8 protein-coding genes are annotated in these 11,791 nt (G+C 48.1%); 6 read left to right on the top strand and 2 right to left on the bottom strand.

The window, feature by feature from the left end; translation table 11 throughout:
- Positions 1 to 227 precede the first annotated feature (227 nt).
- Both ACYVK4_RS02220 and ACYVK4_RS02215 read left to right on the top strand, forming a co-directional pair.
- Positions 228 to 1,814, top strand: coding sequence for an McrB family protein (locus ACYVK4_RS02220; RefSeq protein WP_461125854.1), 1,587 nt, complete (start codon positions 228 to 230; stop codon positions 1,812 to 1,814).
- 96 nt (positions 1,815 to 1,910) lie between these two features.
- Positions 1,911 to 2,951, top strand: a complete 1,041-nt coding sequence (locus tag ACYVK4_RS02215; protein WP_461125853.1) for a galactitol-1-phosphate 5-dehydrogenase — start codon at positions 1,911 to 1,913, stop codon at positions 2,949 to 2,951.
- A gap of 7 nt (positions 2,952 to 2,958) precedes the next feature.
- Here the strand turns inward: ACYVK4_RS02215 and ACYVK4_RS02210 are convergent, their stop codons facing one another.
- Positions 2,959 to 4,341 (bottom strand): DUF4932 domain-containing protein, encoded by a 1,383-nt coding sequence (locus ACYVK4_RS02210; RefSeq protein ID WP_461125852.1) that lies wholly within the window; start codon positions 4,339 to 4,341, stop codon positions 2,959 to 2,961.
- Between the two features lie 154 nt (positions 4,342 to 4,495).
- On the opposite strand from ACYVK4_RS02210, the gene ACYVK4_RS02205 reads away from it, so the two are divergent.
- The 4 genes from ACYVK4_RS02205 (at position 4,496) to ACYVK4_RS02190 (ending at position 10,240) form a co-directional block, all read left to right on the top strand.
- The gene (locus ACYVK4_RS02205) at positions 4,496 to 5,572 is read left to right on the top strand and encodes a Gfo/Idh/MocA family protein (protein ID WP_461125851.1); all 1,077 of its coding nucleotides are present in this window, start codon (positions 4,496 to 4,498) and stop codon (positions 5,570 to 5,572) included.
- A 210-nt stretch (positions 5,573 to 5,782) separates the two neighbouring features.
- Complete coding sequence (locus ACYVK4_RS02200; RefSeq protein WP_461125850.1) at positions 5,783 to 8,005, top strand: S9 family peptidase; 2,223 nt, start codon at positions 5,783 to 5,785, stop codon at positions 8,003 to 8,005.
- Between the two features lie 856 nt (positions 8,006 to 8,861).
- Positions 8,862 to 9,449, top strand: coding sequence for an RNA polymerase sigma factor (locus ACYVK4_RS02195; protein WP_461125849.1), 588 nt, complete (start codon positions 8,862 to 8,864; stop codon positions 9,447 to 9,449).
- Positions 9,446 to 10,240, top strand: a complete 795-nt coding sequence (locus ACYVK4_RS02190; protein ID WP_461125848.1) for a hypothetical protein — start codon at positions 9,446 to 9,448, stop codon at positions 10,238 to 10,240. Before ACYVK4_RS02195 ends, ACYVK4_RS02190 begins: the two co-directional genes overlap by 4 nt.
- Positions 10,241 to 10,245: 5 nt before the next feature.
- On the opposite strand, the gene ACYVK4_RS02185 is transcribed toward ACYVK4_RS02190, so the two are convergent.
- Positions 10,246 to 11,769 carry a LamG domain-containing protein gene (locus ACYVK4_RS02185; RefSeq protein WP_461125847.1) on the bottom strand — a complete coding sequence of 508 codons (1,524 nt, stop codon included), beginning with the start codon at positions 11,767 to 11,769 and terminating at the stop codon, positions 10,246 to 10,248.
- Positions 11,770 to 11,791: the final 22 nt, after the last annotated feature.

Here is an 11,791-nt window from a genome sequence, read left to right as displayed (position 1 = left end):
TAGCTCGTGCTTTTTTATATAGCAAGCATTCGCTTACGTCAGTAAATACTGACTTCATCAAAAGGCACGGGCCAATGCCTGCGCCAGCCACCTTAAACAGTAACGCCCCCGTTCAAAAAGGCCGTCTCACGATCGATTATCTCAACAACCATTTTGGCTGTAGCGAAACGAAGTCCGCAAAACACTAAAATTTTCGTAGCTTCGTAAACGACAATTTCTTTTTTCCTGTGTTATCCGATACCCAGCAGCAACCCCTCATTGAACGCATTCGTGACATTGGTCACCCCGAAGCTGTCCGGCGATTTTTTGGGTTGTTGAAAGAGCTGATCGATATGGTTAACCTGCCAAACGGCGATGCCCGTTTGGCGTTTGTTGTGCGGCAGGAGAAAGCCGCTATTACGGCCCATATTAACTACTTTCAGGCGTTACGCATCCAGCGCCCGCGTAAGGGCGAAGTCGAATACCACCTAACTGTTAAGAAATCCTGCCAGGATCGGCTAAAAGTTCTGGAAGAACTGGTGTTTGAACCCATTACTGAAAAGTCCGATTATGTAGCGGCTATCGTCGGGCAGTCGAACGTGCATCTGCTCTATCAGCCCGTTTTACGAACCTGCTGGGAAGACTGTCTGCTCGAACTGGTGGAGAGCACCAAACGGGGGCCGCACTCGGCCCGGCATAACGCCGATGTGTACCGGGCCGCCGAAGATGAAGCCTTCCTGAGCGAAGTGATCCGGCTCGCCGACGATCCCACGCTGGGCGATGCACGACCGAACGACTACACCGCCGAGGAGCCGGAGACTGAATACGAGGCCGGGCCGCAGCCGATTAGTCAGCCGCACAACCTCATCTTGTTCGGGCCACCCGGTACGGGTAAAACTTTTGCGTTGAAGCCGTATTTACAAAGCCAGTCCAGCCTGATCACCTTTCACCCAGCCTACAGCTACGAAGAGTTTGTGGAAGGTATTCGTCCGGAAGTCATCAACGGGCAGATCAGTTATCGGATTCGGAAGGGTATTTTTTATAAAGCCTGTATGACGGCTATTCAACAGGCGGGTTATGCTACGCTGGCCGATTGCCTGAATGATTCGCCGGAGACTCGCTTGCAGAAGTTCAAAAAAGCGGCTCCGCATTATCTGCTCATCGACGAGATCAACCGGGCCAACGTTGCCAGCGTATTCGGGGACCTGATTACGCTCCTGGAAAGTGATAAACGGCTGGGTGCCGAAAACGAACTCTGGCTCACATTACCCTATTCACAGGAGCGGTTCGGGGTGCCGTTGAATCTGTTCGTAGTGGCCACCATGAACACTACCGATAAGTCGATTGCCCTGCTGGATATTGCCCTCCGCCGTCGGTTTTCGTTTCGCGAAATCGCGCCCGATCCTGCTGTTCTGGGTACCATTGACGGTATTGATCTGGGCCAGATGTTACGGACTATGAATGAACGCATCGAATACCTTCTCGACCGCGATCATCAGATTGGGCATGCGTACCTAACTCGTGTCGAAACGCATGCTGATCTCTGTGTTGTCTTCCGCGACCGAATTATTCCGCTTCTACAGGAATACTTTTTTAACGATTGGGCCAAAATTCAGTTAGTACTAGGAGACAACGTGGCTTGGGGTAAAGACCCGGACTTGCGCTTGGTGCAGGTTAAAAAGAAATATACATCGGTGTCTGCAAGTAAGCTTTTTGGTGAAATACCTGATTTCATAGATGAAATTGTAACTTATGAAATCAACCCGAGTCTAAAAAATGATATCCCCGAACGAATGCCAATCGAAGCATTCATCGGAATTTATCAGAAGCAGTGAATAACACGGACGGTCGACTGTTCCTGTAAAAACCCGCTTTTTTAGCCAACACTACCGATTTTTTAATAAAAGCGGGTCTCCGCCTGCGCTACCGACATGAAAGCACTCGTTCTTACCGAATACAATCATCTACATGTTCAGGATGTGCCCAAGCCGTCCATCCGCCCCAACGAAGTGCTGGTGCGCGTACAGGCCGTTGGCATTTGCGGCTCCGACGTACATGGCATGGACGGTAGCAGTGGTCGGCGTATTCCGCCCATCGTCATGGGCCACGAAGCCAGCGGCATCATTGCCGAAGTAGGCAGCGACGTGAAAAACTGGGCCACCGGCGACCGGGTCACCTTCGATTCGACAGTTTATGTGCTTGATGATTGGTACAGCCGTCGGGGCCAATATAACCTAAGCGATGGCCGCGAAGTCGTGGGCGTATCGACGCCCGATTTTAAGCGTAATGGCGCGTTTGCGGAGTATGTAGCCATACCCCAGCATATTCTGTATGCTGTTCCTGATAATGTCAGCTTTACCCAGGCGGCTTTGGTTGAGCCAGTGGCCGTGGCACTCCATGCCGTTAGCCTGACGCCTATTCAGGTCAACGATTCGGCGGTGGTGGTTGGCTCAGGCATGATCGGCCTGTTCATTATTCAAGTCCTGAAACTGGCGGGCTGCGGTACCATCATTGCCATTGACCTGGACGACGACCGGCTGGCGCTGGCTCAAAAACTTGGCGCCACGCATACCCTGAATGCAGGTATGCAGCAGGGCCTTGACCTTGCCAAGCAGGTACAGGATTTAACCCATGGACGCGGAGCCGATGTCTCCTTTGAAGTCGTGGGAGCCGGGCCAACCGTCAAAACTGCTATCGACTGTGTTCGGAAAGGGGCTACGGTAACCCTCGTCGGTAATCTGGCGCCAACCGTTGAGATGCCTTTGCAGGCCATCGTTACCCGTCAGCTACGGCTGCAGGGCTCCTGTGCCATCAACGGTGAATACGAAGCGGCACTGGCTTTGATCTCGTCCGGGCGCGTGAATGTCGAAGCTATTCTAAGCGCAGAGGTTCCCCTTGTTGAAGGAGCCGATTGGTTTGACCGACTTTATAACAAAGAGAAGGGCCTGATTAAGGTTGTGTTGAGACCGTAATCTATACTTACTGTTTAGCCGCCCATGCAATAATATCCGGGTACAGATCGGCAACGGTTTGGCCCGGTTTTTTATTTCTATACAATCGAAGTAATTCCTGGTCAAACTCCTGGAATCGCCGGAATCCACGCTTACTGGCCATTTTTGATGACATGGTTTCGTTAAGAACGGCGAATGTTTTGGCATCGAAGATATCGTTGAACAGGAGGGTCACAAGACCATAGTTCATGTACTCTTCAAAGCACAAGATCGCATTATTGTAGTTGCTGGACGGGGTACCTGCCGTTGTCCAATCGGTCATATTTTTAAAGGCCGCGTATAGAGCATTAGCGTATTTATCGGCTTCAGGATTTAAGTAATTATGATTCAGTTCGGTGAATGAAATGACCATCCGCTGGCCACGCAACACATCGCTGGGCTGGCTGGTTTCGTCCTGGCCGATGAACGGATAATTGACATGGCACTGAGCCTCTGTGAAGCCGTTGTCGTCGAATCGATTTGCAGATTGGTTAAACCCGATCAGGGGCGTAAAGATCATCTTGACGGCGGAGTAGCGTGTAGTCGGAAACTGCTTATCCAGCCACGTTTTCATGGTTGCCACGTCCACGTTCTTCTTGAAGTCATTGATCAGACTGGTATAGTAGGGCTGCTGTTTTCGAAAAAAGGAGCGAAACGTCGATTGGCTGGCAAATTGTTCCAGCAGCGGAATGTAGGGTAATAGTGTATTTGCTTCGCCCCAACTGATTCGATCATACACACCACCGTTAACGATCTTATCGCCCTGAAAGCGGAAGGCGTAACTATCCATTTTCAGGTTATGATACTGATCGCCTGAAGCCCGCAACAACGAGTCGAAAATCTGCACCGCACGGCTGTTTTTGTATGGTGTAAAATGCCGCATCATGGCCGGATAATAGGCCGTTTCCTTATAAATCGCATCGGTCTTGCCGTAATCCGTAAGGGCGAAAATGATATTGAGCAGCTCATACACTTCGGGAACGTCGACAATTGTTTTCCCCTGATTAGCCTTTTTATAAGCATCTGTAAAAACAGCGGCCTTAACAAAGGGATGGCTGGTGAAATGGCAGTGAATGGTATCGCCTTTTTCCTGCCGGATAATCTCGAAATTAGTTTGAGTCCCATGCCTGAGCAACAACACAATGGAGTCCTGTTCTGAAACGACGCTTAGAGGAGTGCTCTCTGCCTTCGTGCCAAAATCATAAGGAAACTCTATGGGTAAGTTATCAATCCCATTAAAATTGCCGCGTTCACCTTCCACGTACATGACAATTTTATTTTGCTTTGTCCGAACAGCAGGCAGGGGAGCTGTTTGCCCAAATGCGTTAAATACGATCGAGGTAAATAGTAGAAAAGTGGCTATTCTTTTCATGCTGTCAAATGTGCTGAGTTTCGTCTGCATGTTAGACAAAAAGGCGTAGTATTGCTATTGGTACCGAAATAATTCTTGCCACCCATAATTCAATCTTTGTTTAGAGTAGAAGACTTGCCGAAAATACATTTCGTTGGAAGACGTTTTAGATATTATGCCTGAACCCATTCGCATTGCCATTATTGGCCCCGGCAAAGTGGCGCACCTGCACGCCAAAGCCGCTCTGGAAATACCCAACGCTGAACTAGTCGCTGTTTACGGCCGAACCTATCAGAAAGCGGAAGACTTCGCCAATCAGTACGGCATTCGTGCCTACAGTGATGTCTACGACATGGTCGACCGGGAGAACGTTGACCTCTGTCTGGTTTGTACCACGCACCCTGGCCACCGGGAGCCAACCGTAGCGGCTCTCAACGCCGGTTCGCACGTGCTGGTTGAGAAACCACTGGCGTCGTCGCTGGAAGATTGCGACGCCATGCTCGAAGCAGCCAAACGCAACAATCGCCACCTGGGCGTTATCAGCCAACGTCGATTCTACGCGCCCAGTCAGCGAATTCGGGAGGCTATCGAATCAGGAAAGATAGGGTCGCCGGTGCTCGGTACGATTCAGATGCTCGGCTGGCGGGATGAGAACTACTACAAAAGTGACGCCTGGCGCGGTACCTGGTCCGACGAAGGCGGTGGCGTGTTGGTCAACCAGTCGCCCCACCAACTGGATCTGCTGCTCTGGTACATGGGCGAAGTTGATGAAGTATTCGGTGTCTGGCGTAACCTGAACCACCCATACATTGAGGTAGATGATACGGCTCTGGCCATTGTCAAATTCAAGAATGGCGGTCTGGGGAACATCATCGTCAGCAACTCACAGAAGCCCGGCATTTTCGGGAAAGTGCACGTACACGGCCAGAACGGTGCCTCGGTGGGCGTTCAGACCGATGGCGGGGCTTTGTTTATTGCCGGCATGTCGACCATCACCGACCCGCCCGTCAATGATCTCTGGACGGTACCCGGCGAAGAAACCCTGCTCGCCAAATTTATTGAGGAAGACACCGCCTTCTTTAATACCATCGACGCTACCGTCTATTACTTCGGTCTGCAAATTGCCGAATTCTGCGACGCCATCCGGGAAGGTCGCGCCCCGGCCGTAACAGGCGAAGAAGGCCGCAAAGTGGTTGCCCTCTTCCAGGCTATTTACGAATCGACACGAACAGGATTGCCGGTTAAGTTTTAATGAATTAGTCGAATAGTGGAGTAAGTAAAATAGGTGGAGTAAGTGAAGTGAGTAATTGACTCATTTTACTTACTCCACCTATTTTACTTACTCCACTATTCGACTCCAATACATTCAGCGGCCGTATGGGAAGCCGTCAGGGACTTTCATCTGAAAAATGAAATCCTAAATTTTAGTAGCTTTGATTCTTTGATACGTTCTATATACTTCATGAGTAATCGCAAACTATCCGGATGGTTGCTTGGGGCAGCTATCCTGTTTACCCATCTGGCAACGGCACAGTCGGCCAAACAACCATACACCAATCTTCAGCAGGCTATTTTTTCGGGGGGACAACTGAATGGCTCGTCGGGGCCGCGTTCGGTCAACTGGATCGAAGGTGGTAACAAGTTCTCCTTCATTGACGGCCAGAGCACCATCAAAACGCTTTCGCCGAAAGACCAGAAAGAAGAGGTGGTTTTTGATGGTAGCCAGTTGAAATTTCCCGGCACCGACAAGCCCTTTGCCTATGGTTCGTTTCAATGGTCAAAAGATTCGAAGAACATCCTGTTTCAGTCGAATTTCCGGCCCGTCTATCGGCGGTCGGGTATTTCGGATTATTACGTGTATGCGGTGGCCGACAAAAGTCTGAAACTGGTTGCCAAAGACGCCCAAACTGCCGAACTCGCACCCGACGGCAGTAAGGTCGGCTATGAGCGGGGCGGGAATCTGTTCGTATTTGATTTCGCTACCCAGAAAGAAGTCCAACTGACCAATGATGCGAAAGCCGCTTTTTACAACGGACGTTTTGGCTGGGCCTACGAAGAGGAATTCGGTTTGGCGCAGGCCTGGGACTGGTCGCCGGACAGCAAGTTCATTGCCTTCTGGCAATCCGATGAGCGGCAGGTGCCCATCTATAAACTGACCGATTACAAAGGCTTCGACGAGACGTTCGACTCACTGCCATATCCCCGCGTTGGCGACAAAAACCCGACCGTTCGCATTGGCGTCATCGAAATCGCCAATAAAGCAAAGCAGTGGATGAATGTCGAGTTAGGGGATGGCTACATTCCCCGCATCTACTGGAGTTCGCAGGAAGGACAACTCGCACTCATGCACCTGAACCGGAAGCAGAATCATTTGCGGCTGTTCATGGCTAATGCGCGCACCGGTGAGGCCCGGCAGATCCTGGAAGAAAAATCAAACACCTGGGTGGATGTATTTGATTTCTTTGCGGGCATTAATCACCTGATCTACTTTCCAACGAGTGTGCAGGAGTTCTATTGGGTATCGGATCGGGATGGATTTGCGCATCTGTACCGCTACGATTATACCGGCAAATTGCTCAATGCCGTAACGAGCGGCAAGTGGGAGGTAAGCTACGTACACCACATCGACCCAAAAACGAAGAAAGTGTATTTCACCTCGACCGAAGCATCGCCCCTGGAGCGGCAGTTGTTTGTTGTTGACGTTGATGGCAAGAACAAGCGTCGGTTAACGACCGTACCGGGAAAGCACGCGGTTAATTTTTCGCCCAACGGTCAGTATTTCATTGACCGCTACTCGAACATATCCACGCCCACTCAGGTCGAATTGCGGGATACTAAAGGTCAGTTGATCAAGTCGCTGGAGACCAACAAAAAGGTGTCGGATTATGTGGCCAGTCATGGTTATTCGCCTAAGGAGTTAACCAGTTTTACTACGACCGACGGACAGCAGATCGACATTTCGATCATCAAACCCGTTGATTTTGATCCTACTAAAAAGTACCCGGTCGTGATGGATATTTACGGCGGGCCGGGGGCGCAGTCGGTGTATAACGAGTTTGCGACAACGGGCTGGCACCAGTGGCTGGCGCAAACGGGCTATATCGTGGTAGGTGTCAATAACCGGGGCAGCGGTGGCTACGGCCGCGAATTCGAGAAAGTCGTTTATGAGCAGTTAGGGAAATACGAGAGCCTGGATTTTGCCGAAGCTGCTGCTTATCTGGCCAAACAACCCTGGGTGGATGGCAACCGGATGGCCATTCGGGGACATAGCTATGGCGGCTACATGAGCAGCTATACCATGCTCACCCATCCCGGCGTATTCAAAGTTTCGCTGGTGGGCGCCCCCGTAACCGACTGGCGATTATACGACTCCATTTATACAGAGCGGTATATGGGCCTGATTCCCGAAAACGAGGCCAAGTACAAAGCCAGTGCCGTGACGTCTTATGCCAAGAACCTGGCCGGAAAAATGTTCATCGCCCACTCAACGATGGATGAGAACGTGCACGTTCGGAACACATTTCAGCTAATGAACGCCCTCGAAGATGCGGGTAAAGATGCTGACTTACGGATATACCCGCCGGGTGCCCACGGGGTTGCTTACAGCGCCGGTACTCAGCTGCTGTTGTATCAGCAGTACACCAATTATCTGGAGATGAATCTGAAAAACAGCCCGATTAACTAATAAAGTGACCTCTAAACCAGATTTTATTTGGTTTAGAGGTCACTTTATTAAATAGCTTTGAGTGTGGAAGCTGCGGAAAGCCAGACTTAGTGTATCTATTTCTGTTTTAATATTATTTCTTAAAATGGCTGCTTAGGTACGTAAGTACGATTACCATTGCTATTCTGGTAATACTGTCCACCACGTGGCCCTGTTTGAATCGTTTGACTCTGACCGTAGTTAGTTGCGTCGTTCGAATAATCACGCGCTCTTGTTCCCTGAATCCCTGTCATCGGATTTGTGTTCCCGCTTGTGCTCCAATTGTCTGTATTGGTATTATTTGGTCTTGTATGAAAACTTGGTTCAACATAGGTCCCATTCCGCTCGTAACCGCTCTGATACTGTACATCTGTATTTGTGGCACCATAGCTCGGTCTGGAATAGCTATTTCCGTATGTCTGCTTATTGGAGTTGTATCTCATATCAGGCGTACCATCTTTCTTATACTGAGCCATTATAAGTGAATTAGTAAGCATAAGAATTGACAATAGGATGAAATTTTTCATCTTGAATAAAATTTAAGCACTGCTTACTCTATTGGCTTTTCAGCTTACGCCACCTGGTTTTTAGGGAAATCGGTGTTATAACCCGCTTAATATCTTTAGAAGTAGATAACCCTATTAACGGGTTCAACTACGCTAAAAGCTAAGCTTCGGTTATAGATCGCTTGAGGTACGAAAAGGTAAGTCGGGGATATGAAAAATAATTAAACAATAGGTTTGACTTACCTTTTTAGCTTAGGTCCTATTAACCAATAATTAGCTGACGGGTAAGATTGTGTGCTTCTGGGTTTTATATTCGCTCATTCTACAATTTTATGTCAACTCGTCTATTACCTGTCTACTCAACAGAACAAGATTTTTACAATGCCTTGAGTCGCCGTGATGAGCAGGCTTATCAGTTTTTGTATGCTGAGTCCTATCCTTCTTTCCGATATTGGGTATTAACAAACAGCGGTTCAGAAATGGATGCTCAGGATGCCTTTCAGAAGGGATTGATGAGCTTTCTGCTCAATGTAGAAACCGGTAGCTATCAGCTTCTAGAAAGTGCCCGAATAACTACTGTGGTCTTTGAGTATTGTAAACGCGTATGGTTGACTGAATTAAAATCGTCTCGTTTACGTACACGTGCTGCTATGCCCGATACACTTGATATGGTTGATACGGCGGACATAGTTAAGGATTTAGAACGAATGGATATTGTTCGTGTTGTTCGGCAATCGCTTGGCCAACTTAAGGATGAGTGCCGAAAATTAATTGAGTGGTTTTATGTGGATGAACTATCACTGCGGGAAATTGCCGAACGGCTTGGTATGAAAGAGTCCTCCGTAAAGTCGAAGCGGTATGATTGTGCTGAAAAGCTGAAAAATTTTTATCTGAAAACCGCTAATCAGCAAGGTTTATGAAGTTATCGGAAGAGCAATATGAGATAATTGAGGCTTATCTGGCCAATGAGCTATCAGCAACAGACCGAGCATTGTTTGAGAAAGATATCCAGGCCGATGTTGAGCTTCGTGCGGAAGTTGGCCGGCAACGGGCTATCCGGCTTGGGTTGCGTGCCTTAGGTATTGAACGCGCACTAGAACGAGCGAAGGCACAGTACGAAGCATCCTCAGTAGCTGTGGATGCAATAGAAGAAGATAAACAGCCCCTCGTTCGTCCCTTGTTTAGCTGGCGATATTGGGTTGCGGCTGCATCGCTGGTTATGGCTTTAGGTGTTGGCTATTACATTTATCAGCAGACCGGAAATAGCCAGGCCGACATTGCTTATGTCGAAACCCTTTCGCCCGACCCGTCCAATGACTTGCTGAAAGATTTTCCCTCCAGCAGCGTTGCTCCGTCCGTACGGACTGAATTTTTGAATGCTATAACGAAATACAAGGCAGGTAAGTATGATCAGGTTATTAAGCAACTAACCACCCTTACCGCCAACGAACAGACTATTTATTACAAAAACTATTTCTTAGGACTTAGCTATCTGGCTAACAAGCAACCTACAGAGGCAATACCCATATTGATTGAAGCGCAAGAGGCTCCGTCTCAGCAACTTCGACAAAAAGCTGAATGGTTTCTGGCTCTGGCTTATGTTAAGAATGACCAGAAGAAGAAGGCCTTACCTATACTGAAGCGAATCAGCACCGATAAGGCCCATCCTTTTCAATCACTGGCGCAGCGTGTACTTCAGAAAGTGAAGTAACTTCATTACAACTTGAACAGCGTTTCTACTTCGGCTGCTGTAATAGCTCGTTTATAAATACGGATATCGTCCATAGCTCCATTAAAATACCAAGGTAGTGACTGATATTGAGCACCAAACTTCAATTCGCCCCCCGCACATTTATCTATTGTGTTGTAAGGAAGATTATCGGTCTTAAATACCAGAACGTTGTTAAAGTACATTCGGGCAGATTTGCCACTGTATGTAAAAACAAGATGATACCAGGTGTTCAGTACAACTGGACTGGTGAATGCCAGATCCTGCCAGCCCACTCCGCCCTGGCAATTACTCCCTTGCTTAATGTTAGTCATAAATGTAAGAGAGGGACCTATATCATTTTCCAGCTTAATCAGTGAGCTGTATGTTTGGGGTAAGCCATCACTGAACCGTGATTTGTTATAAATCTGCATACGCCCATTGCTTGAAGCAGGTTTTATCCAAAGGCTAACACTCATCTCATCTGGATTTAGTGTGCCATTGTCATCCATGTAGAAATAATCGCCCGAGCCATCGAGCATTACAGCTGAGTTTCCCTTTCCAGTACGATCTGTAGTGAATGAAGCATCGCCCACCAGCTTTACGTGATTGTTGTAACCACTGGCATCCTGTAGCGATCGGTCAGTAAATGATACTTGAGCAATTAAATCTTTCGAAACTGGATCTAGCGGGGTCGTAAATGACAACACAGGCCCATAGATTATCTCACCAGACGATAGCCTAGCATATGCCCGGTAGTAATAGAGTTTATTGGGCGTGAGGTTATTTAGATCAATAAGTATATTAGTACCGACAGTCGGAGAAACGACTTTAGAAGATGGACTGTTTACATTGGGATCGTTGGTTTCCGACGAATAATAGACCCCAAATTCATAAGCGGCTGGATTACCCATATTCAGAATAACAAAATTTATTGAAGCCGCCGTTGCGCTTACCTTTGAGGTTCCATTGGCAGCCACGATGGGGCTTTGCTGCGTCTGAATGGTTTGGACTGTAGCACTGTAGCCAATTTTATTATATGAATTAATGGCATAGCTGCGCACATAATACCGTGTATTAGGCTGCAGATTTGTTAATGAAATGGGTATTGAAATGTTTGTTCCAACATCGCCTGTTCTTTCCTCTTTAGGGTCTGAATCGACATCAGGTAATTGTTTGGAAGTTGAATAACACATTCCGTATTTAATGATCGGTGCGTTACCATTCGAGGTTACAGTCATTCCGGTTAATGCGGTAGTGGTATAAATATTCGAAATAGCTTGTATCGTTACTACAGGCGGCACGGCATTATTTACAGAAATAGTACGTGTAAGTATTATCCTATTAGCACAGGTGTTTGTTAGCGTTGCATTTACTACATATGTGCCTGATTCGGGATAAGTATAAACCACCGTTGTGCCGGTCGTGATGGTAGTGCTGCCATTACCAAAATCCCAGATCACCTGGTCGATTGTACCTTTTTGAGCGCTTATTGAAAAATTAACTTTTCGATCTTGAGGTAACGCTTCCAAACTCCCACTGGGAGGTTCGCAA

The sequence above is a fragment of the Spirosoma aerophilum genome (assembly GCF_054782495.1).
The sequence above is the reverse complement of the archived record's forward strand: the minus strand, read 5'-3'. Positions and strand labels throughout refer to the sequence as shown.

Bases quoted from the DNA above. Each gene is read 5' to 3' on its own strand.
- ACYVK4_RS02200 (WP_461125850.1), top strand. From the start codon at position 5,783: ATGAGTAATCGCAAACTATCCGGATGGTTGCTTGGGGCAGCTATCCTG.
- ACYVK4_RS02210 (WP_461125852.1), bottom strand. From the start codon at position 4,341: ATGAAAAGAATAGCCACTTTTCTACTATTTACCTCGATCGTATTTAAC.
- ACYVK4_RS02195 (WP_461125849.1), top strand. From the start codon at position 8,862: ATGTCAACTCGTCTATTACCTGTCTACTCAACAGAACAAGATTTTTAC.
- ACYVK4_RS02215 (WP_461125853.1), top strand. From the start codon at position 1,911: ATGAAAGCACTCGTTCTTACCGAATACAATCATCTACATGTTCAGGAT.
- ACYVK4_RS02190 (WP_461125848.1), top strand. From the start codon at position 9,446: ATGAAGTTATCGGAAGAGCAATATGAGATAATTGAGGCTTATCTGGCC.
- ACYVK4_RS02205 (WP_461125851.1), top strand. From the start codon at position 4,496: ATGCCTGAACCCATTCGCATTGCCATTATTGGCCCCGGCAAAGTGGCG.